General features: G+C 46.3%; 15 protein-coding genes and 2 tRNA genes. 8 read left to right on the top strand and 9 right to left on the bottom strand.

The window, feature by feature from the left end; all coding sequences use genetic code 11:
• Positions 1 to 12: 12 nt before the first annotated feature.
• From SAPGRDRAFT_RS12540 to SAPGRDRAFT_RS12555, 4 genes are all read right to left on the bottom strand, one after another.
• Positions 13 to 1,071: a hypothetical protein gene (locus SAPGRDRAFT_RS12540; protein ID WP_002659591.1), complete on the bottom strand. Its 1,059-nt coding sequence runs from the start codon at positions 1,069 to 1,071 to the stop codon at positions 13 to 15.
• A gap of 103 nt (positions 1,072 to 1,174) precedes the next feature.
• Positions 1,175 to 1,246 (bottom strand) — tRNA-Met (locus tag SAPGRDRAFT_RS12545).
• A 111-nt stretch (positions 1,247 to 1,357) separates the two neighbouring features.
• Positions 1,358 to 3,349, bottom strand: coding sequence for a peptidylprolyl isomerase (locus tag SAPGRDRAFT_RS12550; RefSeq protein WP_002659592.1), 1,992 nt, complete (start codon positions 3,347 to 3,349; stop codon positions 1,358 to 1,360).
• A 291-nt stretch (positions 3,350 to 3,640) separates the two neighbouring features.
• Complete coding sequence (locus SAPGRDRAFT_RS12555; RefSeq protein WP_002659593.1) at positions 3,641 to 4,360, bottom strand: pyridoxine 5'-phosphate synthase; 720 nt, start codon at positions 4,358 to 4,360, stop codon at positions 3,641 to 3,643.
• Positions 4,361 to 4,560: 200 nt separating this feature from the next.
• Here SAPGRDRAFT_RS12555 and SAPGRDRAFT_RS12560 point away from each other — a divergent pair, with 200 nt between their 5' ends.
• Together SAPGRDRAFT_RS12560 and SAPGRDRAFT_RS12565 are read left to right on the top strand one after the other, a co-directional pair.
• Complete coding sequence (locus SAPGRDRAFT_RS12560; protein ID WP_002659594.1) at positions 4,561 to 4,977, top strand: DoxX family protein; 417 nt, start codon at positions 4,561 to 4,563, stop codon at positions 4,975 to 4,977.
• Between the two features lie 87 nt (positions 4,978 to 5,064).
• A complete protein-coding gene (locus SAPGRDRAFT_RS12565) occupies positions 5,065 to 5,697 on the top strand; it encodes an NAD(P)H-dependent oxidoreductase (RefSeq protein ID WP_002659595.1) in 633 nt (210 codons plus the stop codon).
• A 127-nt stretch (positions 5,698 to 5,824) separates the two neighbouring features.
• Here the strand turns inward: SAPGRDRAFT_RS12565 and SAPGRDRAFT_RS12570 are convergent.
• A tRNA-Met gene (locus SAPGRDRAFT_RS12570) sits at positions 5,825 to 5,898 on the bottom strand.
• A gap of 79 nt (positions 5,899 to 5,977) precedes the next feature.
• Complete coding sequence (locus SAPGRDRAFT_RS12575) at positions 5,978 to 7,111, bottom strand: PorP/SprF family type IX secretion system membrane protein (protein WP_002659596.1); 1,134 nt, start codon at positions 7,109 to 7,111, stop codon at positions 5,978 to 5,980.
• 487 nt (positions 7,112 to 7,598) lie between these two features.
• Here SAPGRDRAFT_RS12575 and SAPGRDRAFT_RS12580 point away from each other — a divergent pair, with 487 nt between their 5' ends.
• The 6 genes from SAPGRDRAFT_RS12580 (at position 7,599) to SAPGRDRAFT_RS12610 (ending at position 17,113) form a co-directional block, all read left to right on the top strand.
• Complete coding sequence (locus tag SAPGRDRAFT_RS12580) at positions 7,599 to 8,279, top strand: hypothetical protein (protein WP_002659597.1); 681 nt, start codon at positions 7,599 to 7,601, stop codon at positions 8,277 to 8,279.
• Positions 8,279 to 8,869, top strand: coding sequence for a DUF3109 family protein (locus SAPGRDRAFT_RS12585; RefSeq protein WP_002659598.1), 591 nt, complete (start codon positions 8,279 to 8,281; stop codon positions 8,867 to 8,869). The genes SAPGRDRAFT_RS12580 and SAPGRDRAFT_RS12585 overlap by 1 nt, the downstream gene beginning before the upstream one ends.
• 27 nt (positions 8,870 to 8,896) lie before the next feature.
• Positions 8,897 to 10,804, top strand: a complete 1,908-nt coding sequence (locus SAPGRDRAFT_RS12590; RefSeq protein WP_002659599.1) for a cation:proton antiporter — start codon at positions 8,897 to 8,899, stop codon at positions 10,802 to 10,804.
• Positions 10,805 to 11,273: 469 nt separating this feature from the next.
• Positions 11,274 to 11,843, top strand: coding sequence for a hypothetical protein (locus SAPGRDRAFT_RS12595; RefSeq protein ID WP_002659600.1), 570 nt, complete (start codon positions 11,274 to 11,276; stop codon positions 11,841 to 11,843).
• Between the two features lie 267 nt (positions 11,844 to 12,110).
• The gene (locus SAPGRDRAFT_RS12605) at positions 12,111 to 13,322 is read left to right on the top strand and encodes an aminopeptidase C (RefSeq protein ID WP_002659602.1); all 1,212 of its coding nucleotides are present in this window, start codon (positions 12,111 to 12,113) and stop codon (positions 13,320 to 13,322) included.
• Between the two features lie 272 nt (positions 13,323 to 13,594).
• A complete protein-coding gene (locus SAPGRDRAFT_RS12610) occupies positions 13,595 to 17,113 on the top strand; it encodes a protein O-mannosyl-transferase family (RefSeq protein WP_002659603.1) in 3,519 nt (1,172 codons plus the stop codon).
• A 476-nt stretch (positions 17,114 to 17,589) separates the two neighbouring features.
• Here SAPGRDRAFT_RS12610 and SAPGRDRAFT_RS12615 read toward each other — a convergent pair whose 3' ends face one another.
• Genes SAPGRDRAFT_RS12615 through SAPGRDRAFT_RS12625 form a run of 3 tightly spaced genes read right to left on the bottom strand, consistent with a single transcriptional unit; the run spans position 17,590 to position 19,248 of the window.
• Positions 17,590 to 18,090: a hypothetical protein gene (locus SAPGRDRAFT_RS12615; protein WP_002659604.1), complete on the bottom strand. Its 501-nt coding sequence runs from the start codon at positions 18,088 to 18,090 to the stop codon at positions 17,590 to 17,592.
• Entirely contained in the window at positions 18,083 to 18,631 is a 549-nt protein-coding gene (locus SAPGRDRAFT_RS12620; RefSeq protein WP_002659605.1) for a hypothetical protein, read from the bottom strand. Before SAPGRDRAFT_RS12620 ends, SAPGRDRAFT_RS12615 begins: the two co-directional genes overlap by 8 nt.
• Positions 18,628 to 19,248, bottom strand: a complete 621-nt coding sequence (locus SAPGRDRAFT_RS12625) for a hypothetical protein (protein ID WP_002659606.1) — start codon at positions 19,246 to 19,248, stop codon at positions 18,628 to 18,630. The genes SAPGRDRAFT_RS12620 and SAPGRDRAFT_RS12625 overlap by 4 nt, the downstream gene beginning before the upstream one ends.
• Between the last annotated feature and the right edge of the window lie 161 nt (positions 19,249 to 19,409).

Here is a 19,409-nt window from a genome sequence, read left to right on the forward strand (position 1 = left end):
GGCTTGAGTAGGTTAATCTAGGCCTTCTAGGGCCTTGCTATTTACATCAAAAACTTGTTCAAATTCTTCGTCAATCATGCGGGCGCCTCTTTCGCCACGCATAAAGGTGGTCCATTTTACGCCAATGCGATTGACTTTTTTGATAGAGAAGCTAAAGTCCATATAATAGGGATCATCGCCAGCATTACCAATATTGCTGTTCCAAAGACAGCGGCCTGTTTTATCAAAGAGCGCTGCGGCCAGCATATTTTTGGGGTTTTCTAGATAGGTACCCGAAATAGATCGGCAGAACTCGGGCATCACCTCAGTGGCCGTATAAAGTAAGAGGGTTTCGCCATTGGGCTGAACAATTTTGCCCCAAACTACAGCCGATTCTTCTTTTAGGAGTTCTGTTTTATCGCCGAGCAGGCGTTTAAAGTTAGGGACCCATAGCCCAAAGTTTTTATTGACATAATGGGGCTTAATCTGCTTCTCAATGTCTAGGCCTTCATAGTAGTCCTTATCTATAATAGGGAGCCGAAGAGCGGCCAAATTGGCCATGAGGTCTTTGGCTTGGCTATATTTTTCATGGCTAACTGCCTTGAGCTGCATTGGAAAGCGTTTTCCTTGAACACTCCGCCATTCGCCAGTAAGTTGATCGCCATCTAGCTTTAGCTGCATGCGTTCGCCATCGACCAGTTCGCCAGCTTCAAATTTTTGAAAATCTACTTCTATATGGCTAGGGTCGCCTTTTCCTGTTAGGTAGATGCTGGCCCCTTGGCTAGAATTGTAGCCATAATGAATGCCATAGGAGTGCTCTCCATCGCTGTAGCTGTCTACTCGGCTAAGGTATAGCCAGATGGGAATATCTTTTAGGGTACCTTCAAACCATTGGCCGCGGTGGTTCAGTGCTTTCCAGTATTCTTTGGGAGCTTCTTGCAGGGCCTCGGCTTGTAGGCTGCTTTCTGTTTTGGTCGTAGAAGAGGCAGCGCTTTCTACCTGACCATCTTCGGCGGTTTTGGGGGCAGCGGATTGGCAAGAAAATAGGCTTAGGGCCAAGGCGGCCAGAAGCAGTTTAGTATGCTTTTTCATAGGGAGGATTACGTTTAATGAGGGGTATTGTCCTAAAATAAGCTTTCTTCCCTATAGGCCAAAAAAAAGAGCTGTCTTTAGAAGACAGCTCTTTTGAACTTTGTTGCAGAGACAGGACTCGAACCTGTGACCTTCGGGTTATGAGCCCGACGAGCTACCACTGCTCCACTCTGCGATACAAATATAAGGCGAGTATTTGGGTTTTCCAAATGCAAATAAAAAAACAGGCTAAAGTAATTTCACTTTAGCCTGTTAGCTTGCTTTGAATCAATGGATTAGCGTGCAATTATTTTTTTACAATTTTATTAAGGGCTTCTTTATTGATCTTGATTTCGTATTCCTCACGCAGGCTAAGGATCAGGTCTTTTTCTAGCTGATCTTGGAAGTCGGCCACTACATAACCGCGGGCCTCGTCTAGACTTTTGTTGCTAGCGGGAATCACTTCCTCAATTTTGATAAAGTAGTAAGAGCCATCTTTGGTATAGCCTTTATTCATTTTGCGGGCTTTCCACTTGATTGCATCCACTTCGGCATTGCGTCCTTTTTCATAGGTAGCTTCGGTGGTTTGGACCAAGGCTTTGTCTGCATTAAAGAGCTCCATGACTTCTTGGGCCGTTTTCTTTTTGGCCTTTTTGCGCAATTTCTTGATCTCTTTTTTGTCTACAGAACGAAGGGTATAAAAGGTGACCTTGGCTCTTTCGTTCCACTGATAGTCCTCCTTATGGCTTTCGTAAAAGGCTTTGAGGCCTTCCTCATCATTAGAGGCTTTGTCCCAGATGAGCTGTTTTTTTACTTCAAAAAGCAAGATGCCCTCTTCATATTCGCGAAGCAAGGCCTTAAATTCTGGATATTTCTCTTCCAAACGAGTTTCTTCATAAGCCAAGCTTTTTTGGGCCACTAGTTTGGCCAATACTCGCTCTAGCGCATCTTCATGACGGCGGGGACGCATGGCAAAGCGCTCGTTGGGCGAGCGTTGCGCCATCTGAATCAATTCTTTTACGGTCGCATTGAGGTTGCCCAAGCTAAAGACCACTTTCTCATTTTTGAGCAGCTCGGGCTTGGGAGTCCAACGGCCCTGAATAAAGGCTTGGTCTTGGCGCAAAGCCGCAATAACTTCCGCATAGACCTTTTCGTCTAGTTGGTAGCCCGCTTCTTCCTTGATTTTACTCACTAGGGCAGTTTCTACCAACTTAAAACGAGGGTCGCGCTTGACCTTAGCCGTCAATTCGGATTTCATCTGAGGATAGCTGCTTTTGTCCATAGATTTTACCCGACGCAAGATATGCCAACCCGACTCAGATTTTACGGGCTCTCCATAAACGCCATCTTTGGGCAAACCAAAGGCTGCCGCCTCAAAAGAAGCATCAAATTGATTGATGCCTACCCAGCCAATAATGCCCGCTCTTGTTTTTGAGCTGTTATCCTGAGAGTATTTGGCCGCTAGCTCGGCAAAGGTGGCTTGACCCGCCTTGAGGACCCCATGCAAAGAGTCAATTTTTGCCTTGGCTTTTTCTTCTCCACCTTCCTTTTTGGGGCGGATGAGAATATGGGCCAACTGAATTTGGCCATAAGCTGGACGAACCTCTGTTACTTTGAGCAAATGCAAACCGTATTTGCTCCGAACAATCTCCGATACAGCACCCTTTTGGGTCTCATACAGCGCATTTTCTAAGGCATAAGGCAGTTGCAAAACCGTAAAAAAGCCCAAATCTCCTTTTTTACCCTTGCTGTAGCTGTCCTCAGAGTACTTGCCAACCATCGTCTCAAAGTTCTCTGCAGTGACTTCTTGCTGCAGCTTTTTCATCCGAGCATAAGCCTCTTTAACGGCCGTTTCTTCCGCATTTTCTCCCAATTTGATGAAAATCTGAGAAAAACGACGGTCTTCCTGCGCCCGATCAAAAGCTTCTTTAACCAGCTTTTCCGTAATCTCCCGATCCGTCAAATAACTGCTCGATAACTGCCGCTTGTACTGATTCTGCTCCCGCAAAACCTCCGGCTTTTTATCCAAGCCCATTTCTTGGCCCTTAACCACCTGCAACTTGAAGTTGATGTAAAGGTCTAGGTATTCTTCCAATGATTTTTTGCTGTAATCTGCCTTATCACCATTGGTTTTGTCATAGATGTAGGTAAACTCAGAAAGACGAACTTCTACGCCTTTTACCGTAAATAAAATAGGATCATCCTCTGAAGAGGGGACCCCAGAATTGGGTTGATGCGCCCAAACTTGCCCCGCCAAAAAAAATAGGCAGAAGGCCATTATGCTATGCATCTTCATCATAGGTCTTGAAATATATAATAGTTATGAACAAATTGAAACTCTTCTAGCTTCAGCGCCACAAAGTTAAAGGAGTTCTAGCAAAAAAAGAATTTTCAGAAAATAGAACTATGTCTAGCTGTTGGTTTTGGGGCTGCCCCGGCCTGTGGCCGGGTCGGGCTGTGTCAGGGCTCGCAGGTCTGCTCGGCCCTGCGCGGGCTTTGCCCGCTTGGTCTGGCCTTCGGCCACCCTTATCCATCCCTCAGCCGAGGCGCTGCGCGCCTTAGCAGGCAGCAAGCCGCCTGCCTAGACCAATTAGCGCAAACAGTTTTTATAAAGCGGAATCACATTCTGAAAACCCATATATAAAGCATCTACGGTCAAAGCATGCCCAATAGATACCTCCAACAAATTAGGGAGGTTTTGCTTAAAGTAGGCCAAATTGACCAAGTTGAGGTCGTGCCCAGCATTGAGATCAATGCCCACCGCCGCAGCCGCTTCTGCCGCCTTGACATAGGGGGCAATGGCCGCCACCCGATCCGCCTTGTATTCATGGGCATAAGGCCCTGTATAGAGCTCTACCCGATCGGCCCCTAGCTTTTTGGCTCCCTCGATCATTTTAGGGTCGGGGTCTACAAAAATAGAGACTCTGGCCCCTAAGCTTTTTAGCTCTTGGGTCACCTCCTGCAAAAATGAGGCAAAAGCTAAAGTATCCCAACCCGAATCAGAAGTTAAGGCCTGAGCCGCATCGGGAACCAAAGTAACCTGATCTGAAGGATACTTCCGCAAAAGGGCCATAAATTCAGCTGTGGGATTGCCCTCAATATTAAACTCCGTGGCAATTTTTCCCCGCAAGTCTGGAATATCATCATAGCGAATATGACGCTGGTCCGGACGAGGATGTACCGTGATTCCCTCCGCCCCAAATTTTTCGCAATCTAGGGCCACTTGCAGCAAGTTAGGAAAATTAGCGCCCCGCGCATTGCGGATGAGCGCCACCTTGTTCAAATTTACGCTTAAGCGACAAGTTGACATATTTTTTCTTTTTGGTCAATTAGATGGCGCAATATACAGAACTCATGGCAAAAGAACTTTCTTGAGCTAGGAAAGCTAAACCGCTAGGGATCCCTCTTTTTACCTTAACGCTTTTTTAATAGAAAAGTAGAGTAGGGGAATTTGGCCAAGAAAAAAATTAGCGTAAATTTGTATCGCAAGCGATATTAATTATTGACCATATGATTTTAAAAAATACACTTAGAGTAATTTTAGGCCTATTTATGCTTTATGCAGGAGTTGGCCATCTCACTTTTTTGAAAGAGGAGTTTTATGCCCAGGTCCCCCGCTGGCTAACTACTGAACAGGGGGTTATGGACCTAGTGGTCATTCTTTCAGGTATTGTAGAAATTTGTTTAGGGGCCATGATGGTTTTAGGCGGAAAATGGAAAGCCCAAACAGGCTGGGCATTAGCTATTTTCTTTTTCCTCATTTTTCCTGGAAATATCAACCAATATGTAAATGAAATTGATGCTTTTGGCTTAGATACAGACCAAAAGCGCTTTATTCGCCTACTCTTTCAACCTTTGCTTATTCTTTGGGCCCTTTGGTCTACACAAGCCATACAACTTTTAAAGAAAAATAAAAAGCAAGCTTAGCGCAACAGGAGTTAAACTTCTGGGTTGCATAGCTTTCCTTAAATGAACTGAGTTCAGTATATCATTAACAATTAAACAAACCATCCAATGGAATTATTAGATAAGCTAAAATGGCGATATGCCGCCAAGGCCATGAATGGCCAAGAAGTGCCCCAAGAACAAATTGACCAAATTATTGAGGCCATTTCTTTGTCGCCTACCTCTAGCGGCTTGCAGCCTTTTGAGGTGTTTGTCATTACCAACCAAGAGGTCAAGGAAAAAATTAGACCTGTAGCTTGGAACCAAGCTATGGTGACCGATTGCTCGCATCTTTTTGTTTTTGCCGCCTGGGATACCTACACCGAGGAACGCATCAACTATATGTTTGATTTGACCAATGAGATCCGTGGCTTTAAGAATGAGGGTTGGGAAAATTACCGTCAGCAGTTGCTTAAATTTTATCCGCAAAGAGATGCCGAATTGAATTTTCAGCATGCGGCCCGACAAGCGTATATTGCTTTTACCAATGCGATTAACGCCGCCGCCTTTTTGGGCCTAGATGCTACGCCCATGGAAGGGTTTGAGCCCGAGGCCGTAGATGAAATCTTAGGCTTGAAAGAAAAAGGGTTGAGAAGTTGTGTCATGCTGCCCGTAGGCTACCGAGATGCAGAAAACGACTGGCTGGTCAATTTGAAAAAAGTGAGAAAGCCATTGACTAAATTGGTCAATAAGGTAGACTAGTACGCTATCTGTAGTCAATGACTAATGCGCTATGAATTAACAATTCATGGCGCATTTTTTATGCCGTTTGGGCCTTGAAGTAGGGGCATGAAAAAAGGACCAATGGAAAACCATTAGTCCTTTGAAGTAGCGAGAGAGGGACTCGAACCCTCGACCTCAGCATTATGAGTGCTGCGCTCTAACCAGCTGAGCTATCTCGCCTTTTGCCCTAGTGCGATGCAAATATAGGGCAATATTTTCTTTCTCCAAATTTTTCCTAGAAAAAAGCTAAACATTTTTCTTAGAAAGTGGGGCAACCTGTTCTTCTTCGGCCATTATCGCCAAAGTTATAGATTAGCGAGACCTCCATACCACCACGGCTATTGTTAACGGTAGCTAGGCTAGACATGGTTGCATCATAGCTAAAGCCAAATTGGAATTGGTTGACATCTAGGCCCACAATAAAGATCATTGCATCTACGCCCAAGGAGCTAGAGTTATCGGTAACATATTGGTTGGCTAGGCGGCTCCAGAGGCCAAAGCGGAAGGCAAAATCGTCATATTTGGGGGCTTGGTAGCGCAGGCTAAGCCCGGTACTAACTTCGGTAGAGGGGCCTTGAATCATGACTACAGCGCCGGGCAAAAGGCTCATAGAAGAGCGGCGACCGCCTAGGCGGACCTCTCCACCTGCGTGGATATTAAATCGGCTGTAGAGTTTTTCGGTGGGTCCGGCAAAGGTATTTCCAGAAGTATCTACCGGAGAGCGGTCAAAGAGGGAGATATCGGGTTGGTTGAGGTGGAAAATGCTAATTCCGCCATAGGCAGACTGTCGTTTTCCGAAGGTACCGTACCACATTAGGCCAAGATGAAGGTCGGCATACATTCTAGAATCGCGAACGGCCAACATATTTTCGCCGCTATTGATGTTGGGGTTATAGTAGCCATTGTTATATTCGTTATCATATTGGGTCGAGTAGGTGTTTTGGTCCCAATTGATTGCTCTTTGTCCCAAACCGAGGTGACCTCCAGCAATGAGGTAAGAGCTACGTTCTTTTCCTAGTCGGCCACGTCCTTGAGTAAGGAGTTTTTGATAATTTACATCTAGGCCGATATCAGTAATAGAGTAGGAGGAGGCGCCAGCGACATCGCGCATTGCATTGAAGCCGACCCCAACGAAGTCTTCTTTACCGACGGCAAACTTGCCTTCTGCGGTAAAAGAGGCGGTATTATAGGGTTGGTCCAAAACAGAGGACCATTGGCTGCGGTAATTGATACCTAAGCGGTATTGCGACTCCATAACGCCGGCTAGGGCGGGGCTCAGTCGGGCAGGGGCAGAATAATACTGCGAGTAGCGGGGGTCTTGGGCCTTAGCCTCCTGTAAGTTGCAAAAAAAGGCCAGGAGCAAGAGGGCCGAAATAGGTCGGATAAGCTTCATGCGTCTCTTAAAATTTTATCGGTAAAACCTTTAAGGCTATTAGTCCTTAGATGGGTAGAATAAAATGGCCAACAAAAGTACAAAAACTAATGTGGCTGAAAAATATTGTTTTCCTAGAGTGATAAGATGTCTTAGACCTTAAAACGGAGATTTATACAAAATCTTGTAAGCGGCCTTAAAATTCTTTTAAAGAAATGCTATTCTTTTAGATCAAACGGCTATTCTAGCTAATTTGCTGCTAAAGATGGCCGCGGGCAATTGTTAAAAGCGGAATAAAGTCTGTAATTTGGGCCCGCAAAATAGGCGGTAGGGCTTTTTTTGCCTAGCGTTCATTTAATGGGGTTGGGCCATTTGGCCTAGCGATGTGAAGGGGGGCGGCGCAGCCGCAGACCTAGGCGCTTTGCGCCGAAGGGCCGAGCGAAGAGCGAGCCCCGAAACGTAGCGCCGCAGCTTGGCTGCGGAGGCCCCAAAAAATAAGAATTAATATATGAGAACACAATTAGCTATTCATTTTTTTATGTTTTTGCTCTTGGCTGCGGCTTGTCAGCCCAAGGCAGAGCCAGAAAGCCAAAACGAGAAAACGGCTTTTACTGTAGATCGAACCTATTATTATGTTCGTTATTTAGAAGATAGTAAAGAGTTGCAGGCCGAGGCCCGCTTTCAGCAAGATACGGGGAGTTTGGTTCTGCCAGATAAATTGTATTTTGAGGGGCAGCCTATGCAGCCCAAAAAGTTGCCTAAAATTGGTTGGGAGTATCGCTATCATGAGCGTCCAGCTAAATTTAAGGACTGTTATCACTTTAGTTATGGGGGGGCAAGCGATACGATTTGCTTTCCGACCTATAGCAATTTTGCCTTGAAAACGCCGGAAGTATCTTTGGCTACTGGGGGCTTGTTGGCTTGGGAAGGGCAGCCTTTGGGGCAGGCCGAAAGTTTGGTTCTTTTGTTTGAAGATAGCAAAGGGCAATCGAAAACGGTGAATCATGTGGGCTTGACCCGCGGCAGCCAGTTTGAGATTCGCCCCGAACACCTAGAGGGCCTAAATGCGGGCCCAGCTAGCCTGCGCTTGGTACATAAAAGTACCGTGATTCAGAAAGTAGATGGGCAAGTAGAGGTGATTAAATTAGAATATTACCGCAAAGTGTTAAAAATTGAAATTGTAGACTAATGTATATAGTAGCAGAAAAATATTTGGTCACCTCGGATATCTTCGACAAGCAGTTTGTCTGTAACCTAGATGCCTGCAAAGGGGCTTGTTGTTGGGAGGGCGACTTTGGTGCGCCTCTAGAAGAAGCCGAGGTAGAGACCCTCAAAGCCATTTACCCCCTCATTAAAGACCGCCTGACGCCTGCAGGCCAAGCGGCCATTGAAGAGCAGGGCGTGGCCACGCATAGCGAAGAACAAGAGGGCTGGGCCACCGCTCTAATTGATGGCGGTCCCTGTGCCTTTATTCATTATGAGGAGGATGGCCGTGCCAGCTGCGGGATTGAAAAGGCCCATAAAGAGGGCATTATTGATTACCTCAAGCCAGTCTCTTGCCATCTTTATCCTATTCGAACGAAGCAATTACCCGATTTTTTAGCCCTGAACTATGACCACTGGGATATTTGCTCGGCTGCTTGTAGCTTGGGCGAAGAATTAAAGGTCCCTGTTTATCAGTTTCTCAAAGAGCCCTTAATAAAGGCCTTTGGTCCCCATTTTTATGAAGAACTAGAAGCTATGGCTGATTATCATGCCCAAACGGGCGAACAGACCTAGCAATCACTCACCTACTAATATTTGCAAATGATTGCACTAGCTGGAATTATTGTTTTGGGAATTTTGGCCCAATGGGTAGCTTGGCGCCTCCGCCTACCCGCTATCCTCCCCCTGATTTTGATTGGCCTTTTGGTGGGCCCTATTGCCGAAATCTGGACCGGCCACAAGTTTATTGAACCCGTTTTTGATTACCTCTTTGAGGCCAATGGCAAAGATCTTTTGCTGGATGAACACGGCAATCCACAAGGCAATGGAGGACTTTTTCCCTCTGAGGTGCTTTTCTGGTTTGTCTCTCTGGCCATTGGCGTGATCCTCTTTGAAGGAGGGCTTACCCTAAACCGCCATGAGGTAACCGGAGTTGGCCCCGCCATTGGTAAATTAGTGACCCTAGGCTCTGCCATTACCTTTGTTGGTGCAGGCTTGGCGGCTAAGTTTATCATTGGCTTGCCTTATGATATTGCCTTCCTCTTTGGGAGCTTGGTCATTGTGACGGGCCCTACGGTTATTGCGCCCATTTTGCGCAATGTGCCCCTGCGGCGAAATATCTCGACGGTCCTCAAATGGGAGGGGATTCTCATTGACCCCATTGGGGCTTTGGTGGCCGTTTTGGTCTTTGATTTTATCATCTCGCATGAATCAGAGGGCTCTTTTGGCATAGAGGCCTTTAAGGAGTTTACGGGGATTATCTCGGTGGGCTTTACTTTTGGCATTGGTACGGGCTTTGGCTTTTATCAATTGCTCAAAAGAGATATGATTCCGCATTATTTATTGAATGTGGTCTCTCTGGCCCTCGTACTGGGCGCTTTTGCCCTTTCCGATATTGTGGTGCATGAGTCGGGCCTACTGACTGTAGTGGTGATGGGGATGACCCTAGCCAACCTCAAGGTGCCTCACTTTAAGGAGCTGCTTTATTTTAAAGAGTCTTTGACCGTCTTGTTGATTTCGATTCTCTTTATTGTGCTTTCCGCAAATATTGATGGCGAGCAATTATTGCTCTTGGCCGATTGGCGCTATTGGGCGCTCTTTGCGGTGGTGGTGTTGGTCCTTCGTCCTCTTTCTGTTTTTGCCTCTACGGCCAAAGGTGGCCTAGATCTCCGAGAGAAGCTCTTTATTTCTTGGGTGGGGCCTCGTGGCATTGTGGCCGCAGGTATTGCCTCTCTCTTTGGGCTCAAATTGGCCAATTATGGCTATGAGGAGGCCGCACTAATTACGCCTTTGGTCTTTATGATTGTAATGGGAACGGTCTTGCTGAATGCCACTACGGCCCGTTTGGTGGCTAGGTTGCTGGGTGTTACCCTACAACAATCTAATGGACTACTCATTGTGGGGGCCAACCCTGGCGCTCGCCTGATTGCCAACTATTTACAAAACCATGGGCGGCATGTGGTCTTGGTCGATCGCTCCCCAACTTTGGTCCAAGAAGCCCAAGATATGGGCCTCAAAGCCATTGAACAGGATATTATTGAGGGCAATCTGGAGGAGGAGCTAGAGCTCCTCGATATGGGCTATTTGTTGGCCCTTACCCCCAGCATGGCGGTCAATGATGTGGCCTGCAAACGCTATAAAGAGGTCTTTGGCGAAAATGGCACTTTCCGCATTGTTTCTCAGGCCGAAAGCCAGGGCCAAATCGAATTAGCCGATGAGGCCGCCTTTGATATCAAAACCGATTATATCAACTTTTTGGAGACGGCCCGAGACTACCCACATATCCGAGAGTATGTTTTGCAGTCTCAAGAACAGTTTGAGCAGCTTTGCCAGCTGAGCTGCCGCAATACGATTCCGCTCTTTATCCGTAAACCCGATGGCGATTTCCATTTTGTGCGGGCCAACCAGCCCCAAAATGAACAGATCGAAGCGGGCGATACACTGATTTATATGGGCAAAGAAATTGAGGCCCCCACCACCGAAATAGTGGAGGAGCTAGAAGAAGCTTAGGCCATAAATTTACTGCAATACGATAAAGACAGTCTCTGTTTAGGGACTGTCTTTTTTTTGGGGCCTCCCGCCTGCGGCGGGCGCTACGCTTCAGGGCTCGCAGGTCTGCTCGGCCCTGCGGCCTGACGGCCTTGGTCTGCGGCTTCGCCGCCCCCTTTCGCATCGCTAGGCCGTTTGGCCTTCGGCCATCACTGCGGGTTAAAACCCGCAGCCAGATTAGGTCCCAATGAGCCAGCTTTTAGCGGTCCCATGGCTTGCAGCTTAAAAGCCGCAAGACCTGAAAACCGAATGCTTTCGCCTATCTTCAATGAAGCAGGGGCTTTTAAGCCGCTGCGACAAGAAAAATGATGGCTCAAGCAGATTGGCTGCGGCCTTTAGGCTGCAGAAACAGTGATTTTTACCCCCAATTGTTAGAGTTTTGTTAAAAGTTGAAATAATGTAACAAAATCAAAAATGGCAAAAGTTATGTTTGAGACCTAACTGGCTAGGTAAAAAACATAACTGGCTATGTCTGGGAGCTAACTGGTTAGGTAAAAAACATAACTGGCTATGTCTGGGAGCTAACTGGTTAGGTAAAAAACATAACTGGCTATATCTGGGAGCTAACTGGTTAGGTAAAAAACATAACTGGCTATGTCTGGGAGCTAACTGGTTAGGTGAAAAACATAACTGGCTATGTCTGGGAGCTAACTGGCTAGGTAAAAAACATAACTGGCTATGTCTGGGAGCTAACTGGTTAGGTAAAAAACATAACTGGCTATGTCTGGGAGCTAACTGGCTAGGTGAAAAACATAACTGGCTATGTCTGAGAGTTAACTGGTTAGGTAAAAAACATAACTGGCTATGTCTGGGAGTTAACTGGTTAGGTAAAAAATATTTAAACTGTCTCTTGGACCTAGAGGCGGCGAAGCCGCCGGCTGAGGGATGGAGAGGGTGGCCCGCAGGGCCAGACCGAGCAAAAATGCTTCGCATTTTTTGCGAAGGGCCGAGCAGAGCTGCGAGCCCGACAACCAGCCCCAAAGGGGCGCCAGTTCGATGACCAACGGGAATAAACAGCCCGACCCGCCCAAAGGGCGGGGCAGCCCCAAAAAAACAGCAGGAATAAAACTTAAAGAGAAATTGCTAATTGGCTTAGTTTTTGACTTTAAGGATTTAGTTTTTAATGGTTTAGTGAAAGGTTTTTTTCAAGAAAAGAGAGTTAAACAACTCCGCTAAAGTGATTCGGTGGCCTCCCGAATCGCTTTTTTTTGTCTACTTTTTTATCTTAAGGGGAAAATTTTATGATAAAATAAAATCAGGAACAACTATGACGTATAGATGGACGGCCCTTTCGATCTTTATTTGGGCCTTATTGAGCTGCTCGACAATTTACGCTCAGGAGAATACCAAGCTGAGCAATAAAAAAGACGGGGGCTATATTTTTACGCTCCTCAATGATATTGAGGCGACCGAGGTGCAGAGTCAAAACCGTACGGGGACCTGCTGGAGTTTTTCGGCCCTTTCCTTTTTTGAGTCGGAGCTATTGCGGATGAAAAAGGGCAAGCACAATCTTTCGGAGATGTACATTGCTCGTCGGGCTTATTTGGATAAGGCCGTAAACTATGTGCGGATGCACGGCAACTTTAACTTTGGGCCAGGTGGTGCCTTTCATGACATTCCCTATGTGGTGAAGCGTTATGGAATTGTGCCTCAGGAGGTTTATCAGGGCTTGGAGTATGGTATGGACACCCACAACCACTCGGAGCTGAACAATATGTTGGAGGCCATGGTCAAAGAGGTGATCAAGGCGCCGCAGAAGAAGCTTACGCCCTCTTGGAAAAAGGCCATCAATGGGGTCTTAGATGCTTATTTGGGCGAAGTACCCGAGGAATTTGAGTATCAGGGAAAAACCTATACGCCAGAGTCTTATGCCAAAGAACTGGGTTTAGATATGGATGACTATGTAGTGATTACCTCTTTTACGCATCATCCGTTTTATGAGTCATTTGTATTGGAGATTCCCGATAACTGGGCTTTTGGATCTACCTATAATGTCCCTTTGGACGAGCTAGTAGAAATTACCAACAATGCTTTGGAAAAAGGCTTTGGGGTAGCTTGGGCCAGTGATGTATCGGAAAAAGGCTTTTCTTATCGCGATGGCTTGGCGATTGTGCCCAAGGATGAGCGCACAATTCGCATTAAGGGCCGTGACAACCGCAACTTTAGTGATGCGGGGGCAGAAAAAATTGGTTCTGCCTTTGATGAGCCTGTAGAAGAATTGGCTATTACGCAGGAAATGCGTCAGGAGGCCTTTGACAACTACGAAACAACCGATGATCATGGCATGCACTTTACGGGTATGGTAGAAGATCAGCGGGGAACGAAATACTACATTGTGAAAAACTCTTGGGGAAAAACCAATGATTGCGATGGGTATTTTTATGCTTCGGAGGCCTTCTTCCGGTACAAAACTACCAACATTATGGTGCATAAGGATGGAATTCCTAAAAAGATCAAGAAGAAACTAGGCATCAAATAAAACTGTCTTGACAGGAACTATCTGGAGGTCCGAGCAAAATTGTTTGGGCCTCTTTTGGGTTAAATGGGGCTAGTTAATAGCTGTTTTGCCCTTAAATAGGACTTAAAAAAAAGGGGGGGCTTTTGCAAGCCCTAATACTTTTACTAAATTTGCCAACTGATAAAATAGGTCTTTGAGCCTGTTTATCTGGATAAAACAGTTTATTTAGCATCCCTCAAACCTGCAAAACGCTAGTATTTTTGCTAGAACATTGATTTTGCCAAACCAAAAAGATGAATAATTTTAAGTTTTTGAACAACCTTACGGGTTGGCTCATGTTTGCTGTGGCTGCCACAGTTTACCTACTCACGGCCGAGCCCACGGGCAGTCTTTGGGATTGCGGTGAGTTTATTTCTGCCGCCTACAAAATGGAGGTAGTACACCCTCCTGGTGCGCCTTTATTTTTAATGGTTGGTCGCATGTTTGCTTTTGTGGCCGATACTTTTTCGGCGGATAAAGCCAATATTGCCTATGCTCTAAATGCGATGTCGGGCTTATCGACAGCGGCTTTGGTCTTATTCATTTTTTGGTCGACTACCATTTTGGCCAAGCTCAGTTTGTTGGGCCATCGAGTTAAGGTTACTGACACAGGTGACAAGCTTGCTATTTTGGGTGCTGGGGTAGTGGCGGCCTTGTCTACTACTTTTGCCACCTCTGTTTGGTTTTCTGCCGTAGAGGGCGAGGTATATGCTATGTCTTCGGGCTTTACGGGCCTAGTTATTTGGGCTGCTTTGCGTTGGTATGTGACCGACAATGCTCGTTCTGACCGCTGGTTGGTCTTTATTGCCTACATGATTGGCTTATCGATTGGGGTGCACTTATTGAGCTTGCTCGTGATTCCCTTTATTGCGCTTTTGTTTTACTACAAAAAGAGCCAGGTTCGGGAAACAGAGTTTAGCAGCAACATGATGTACAACGTCTTGGCTTTTGCGATTCTCGTTGGGGTGCAGTTTATCTCTACTTTGCCCGTTTGGTTACATGTAATCTTTGCTTTAGCTGTACCTGCTATTTATATTTATTCGGCTATTCAGGCGCCAGCAGCTGAGCGTAAGATTTGGCGGAATATGGGCCTTTCTTTTGCCATTGGCTTTGCGATTCTGATGTTTATGCAGGCCATATTTATTCCGAAACTTCCTGAAATTGCGGCCGGTTTTGACTTTACTTTTGTCAATAACTTTGGTCTTCCTTTAGGCAGCGGAATGATCTTTTTTGTTTTGGTTTTGATTGGCCTAGTGGCTGCTGGAATTTACTATGCCGAAAGCAAAAAGAACTACTATCTACAGATGGGCGTCATGATGTTTGCGGTAGCCTTGATGGGTTTTTCTACCTATTCTTCTATCGTTATTCGGGCTGCGGCCAATACGCCGATCAATATGAACAAGCCCTCTGACCCTTATAGCTTGTTATCTTATATTAACCGGGAACAATATGGAGAGCGTCCGCTTTCTTTTGGTCCTCACTTTGCCGCCGAAAATATTGGCTATGAAGCGGGAGACAAAATTTACCGCCCTGTAGAAAAAGGCGATGGTTTCCGCTATGAGGTAGTGGCCGAAAAAGGAGGCTACAAATACAAGAAATCGGACCAAATGTTTTTCCCTCGTTTGGGGCATATGGACGAGGCGCGCAAGACGCAGTATCGTCGTTGGCTCAAGCTAGCAGATGGAGAAAAGCCCGACATGAATAACAACTTAGATTTCTTCTTCCGCTATCAGGTGGGTTGGATGTATTTCCGCTACTTTATGTGGAACTTTGCGGGCCGCCAAAATGCCAAGCAAGGGTTCTATGAAAACGATCCCACCAAAGGAAACTGGGTTTCTGGTGTTGCTCCTCTAGATGGCATGCGCTTGATTCCGCAGTCTAATTTGCCCGAATCGAGAAGTCAAGATAAAGGCCGGAATACTTATTATCTATTGCCTCTTATTTTTGGTTTGATCGGTTTGGTCTTCCACATTCGCAGACGTCCACAAGATGCCCTAGCTTTGGGTGTTCTTTTCCTCGTTACGGGTTTGGCGATTATCGTCTTCTCGAATCAGCCACCTAGCGAGCCTCGTGAGCGAGATTATGTACTTGTTGGTTCTTTCTTTACTTTCTGTATGTGGATAGGATTGGCCGTCCCCGCTATTTATAGTGAGCTCAAACGAGTAATGGGTCAAGGACAGGCTGGAGCGGCTGTTGCGCTTGCCCTAGTTGTTACAGCGCCTATTATCATGGGCTTTGAGAACTGGGATGACCACTCTAGAGCAAAGCATACGGGAGCTCGTGATTATGCGACGAACTTCTTGATGTCTTGTGCGCCCAATGCCGTGATTTTCACTTATGGCGATAATGATACTTATCCGCTTTGGTATGCCCAAGAAGTAGAAGGCATTCGGACCGATGTGCGGGTGGTTAACTTTAGTCTTTTGGCCGTAGATTGGTACATTGACCAATTGCGTAGAACGATGAATGAATCGCCTGCTATTGCCATGACCATTTCGGAGGCTGCTTATCGAGGAACGGCCAGAAATGCCCTGCCTATCCAAGCTTCTGGCCGCCCCATGAACTTGGTGGATGCCGTTCGCTTTATGGGCGAAAATCATCCTTCGGGGCAGGCGCCTAGCTATTTGCCTACGGATAATATTGTGATTCCGGTAGACAAAAAAGCGGTAAGAGCCAATAAGGCTGTTTCTTCTACAGTAACGGATGAGCAAATTGCCAATCAAATTAACTTGAAACTCAGTAAGCGTTTGGTCTTTAAGGACGAAATTGCGCTTTTGGATATTGTTGGGACCAATATGGCCAATGGCTGGACCCGCCCCATTTATTTTGCAGTTACTGTTCGCCCCGAGAAATTAGGTAGCTTTAAGGATTATCTGCAAATGGAAGGGATGGCGCTCCGCATTGTGCCCATCAAAACGCCTAGCACTAACTCTTATGCGGGGGCTATGGGCATGGGCCGTATCGAGCTTGATAGTATGTACCGCAATGTGGTCGATCGCTTTAGCTGGGGAGGCTTTGACCAATACGAAATGTTTGTAGACGAAAGCTATGCGCCTAGTGTACAAACAACTCAGTTTACCATGGTTCGCTTGGCCAGAGAATTGGCCGCTGCAGGCGATAAGGAAAGAGCCTTGAATGTACTCGATAAGCTCTTTGAGGGCTTTCCTCATATGAACTTCCCCTTAGATGAGGGCTACAGCCGCTTGCAGGCCCTAGAGATGTACGCCAATCTTCAAGCTGGCGATAAGGCCGTGCCTCATTTGAAGGACCTTAGCCTTACCCTAGCCGACAAGATGGGCTATTATGCTCAGTTTGTGGCCCCTTACAGCCTTGGCGAATTTGCCCAGAAATTTGGCGGCCTACAGCAACAATTTGATGCAAAACGAAATCAGTTGCAGCAAATGGTGCAGATGATGAACCAAGCGCCCGAAAATAGTCCGCAAAAGCAACAGCTTTATCAGCAGGCGGTACAATTGAACAATGAAGTAGGACAGTTGGAGGCTCAGAAAGAGGCCTTGCTAAAGGATACGGATAATCCAGAAATGGCCACCGTCTTTAGTGATGAGCTTTCTTTGGCCATCTCACAAAGCAATTTGGTGAAGCGTCTAGCTGGCCAAATTGGAAACCAAGAGCTCCTCAATACGTACAATGAACTCTTTACGCCTTTGGGCTTTGAGCAAGCTTCTGCTGGTGCTGCGCCGGCTCCAGCTCCTCAGCCTGCCCCTGAGCAAGACAAAGAGGAAGCTCCCGAATCTATTTCTGTAGATTCTTAGGGCTTATGCCATAGATGCAAAAAAGCCAGTCTCGCTAGAGGCTGGCTTTTTTTATGCTCCTATAAGAACTATTTTACTGCGGTTTTGGGGCCCGCGGCCAGCAAGCTGGCCGCCGCTATGCTGCGGGGCTCACAAGTCTGTTCGGCCCTTAGGGCTTCACTTCGTTTCGCCCTTGGTCTGGCCTTTGGCCACCCCTGCGCAGCGCTGGGCCTGCGGCGGCTTCGCCGCCTTAAAAATGGCATTTTGTTTAGACAGCCCTTTGGGCTGATTGGACCCGGCCGGCGGTAGGCGGCTGGCCACTTTTTTCTTTGCTCCTTAGCTAAAATTAGCCCTCAATATATTGCATTTCAAGCAAGGGGGTGCGGCAAAGCCGCCTCCGCCTGGGGGCAGGCTTTGTTGGCCTTGGGGGCCAACAAGGCCTGCATGGCCTTCGGCCCTTCGGGCCTCAGCTTCTAATAATCAATATTATGCTGCCATCACTTTTTTTCTGGACGAAAAGGCCAAGGCAGCTCCTCAGACAGCTTAAGTTTTAAGGTAAAGCGTGAAATAGAACCTCCATGCTCATAGAGATAGTATTTCTTCTCTTCTTCTGAGGTCCATTCTAAGTCGAAATAAAATTTCTTATCTGCGAATACCTTGGCTAAAGAATGGCCAAAACTCGTACAGTCTTTACAACTGCTTTCCTCCTCACAGATCGGAATAACATCATAAACTCGATAAATAGAATCATTGGAGCTATTCTCTTTAACAAAGGCTATGTAAAAAAGTGGCTGTTGTTTTATTTTAGCCCAGCGTTCTTCTGAGTTATATTTTAGCCCCTCTTCCTCTAGATTGAAATCAATATAAACATAAACATTCATGCTGCTTGGAGTAAACCTAGGATAATATATAAACAAGCTCCTTGTACTATCCTGCTGCGCCTGAGCTAGCCAACTAAAAGAGAGCGAAAAAAATAGAATTAAAAGGTAGTTATTCATTGCTGGGGAGGGAATTAGGTTTTTGTAAGGGAATAGGTTGATCAAGTAGTAGGTAGTCAGGACAAGCTTGCTGAAAAGAAATGCTCTTTCTTTTTATGCCCAAACTAGGGGCCGAAAAAATAAGCTGGTTTCCCAACAAACTAAAACTATGCTTAGGGTAAGGGCCAAGTAGATAACGGCCAATCAGTTGATGCTGGCTATTAAAAACAGAAAGACTGCTGCTGCCAAGTTGAGTGCTTTGGCTAGCTATGCTATGTATAAAGTGGAGCTTGTCTTGCCCCTGAATGCTCCCCAAATAATGTAAATACAAACTACTATCCTCAGTTTGAGGAATAAGATACCACTTATTGGGGATGCCCTCAGCCAGAACTTTTGCCCAAGGCCCTGAAGCAACAGTATCTAAACTAAAGGCCAGCTCAAATAACTCATTGTTTTCGCAAAAATGAGCGGGCAACTCAACGGTTACGACTTTGGGTGGCTCCTTTTTAGGCTGACAAGCTGAAAAAGCCAAACAGAGACAAACTAGATAAAACCATTTCATTGGGCCAGATTTGAAGCAGGATGTAAAGGATAAAAACCAGAAAATGAACAGCTGTCATAAATACCTTGAGAAGGAATCCCTTTTGCAAAACTGAGGCTGTAGTGCCCACAATCTTGCTCAAAAATTAGGGATTGGCCCAAAATGCCCTTGGGCAATAAATCAGTGTAATTTGATAGCTGATAATAGCCCAATAAGCGATTATCTGCAGCATAACAATAAAGCGCTGCATAACTCCTATGTACCGTACACTCCATAGATGCTGAAACCAACCGCTGAACAAATTTGAAGGTATCTTGCTCTTCACTGATAATTTCCCCCAAATAAGAGAGGTAAAAATGAGGAAAATCAGTTTGCTCAGTTGATATATAGTACCATTTATTAGGGAGGCTCTCGGCCAAAATTTCCAATTGAAAAGCCGCTAACTCCTGCTGATAATTATGCTGCTCTAGCGGCAGCCGCAAACTATCTATAAAAACCGCTAGCCCTAAAACAGGATGCGGCTGGCAGTCTGCAGGAGAAACTTGTAAATAACGAATCTTACTTGCTTGCTTGGTCTGCTTTTCTTCGGCACAAGACAGCAGCAAAAGCAAAAAGAGTCCACTAAATAGAAATTTCATAGGCTAACTTTTACTGCGGTTTTGGGGCCCGCGGCCAGCAAGCTGGCCGCCGCTATGCTACGGGGCTCACAAGTCTGTTCGGCCCTTCGGGCTTCACTTCGTTTCGCCCTTGGTCTGGCCTTTGGCCACCCCTGCGCAGCGCTGGGCCTGCGGCGGCTTCG

It is taken from the genome of Saprospira grandis DSM 2844, from assembly GCF_000275825.1.
In the GTDB taxonomy this organism is placed as follows: Bacteria; Bacteroidota; Bacteroidia; order Chitinophagales; family Saprospiraceae; genus Saprospira; species Saprospira grandis_A.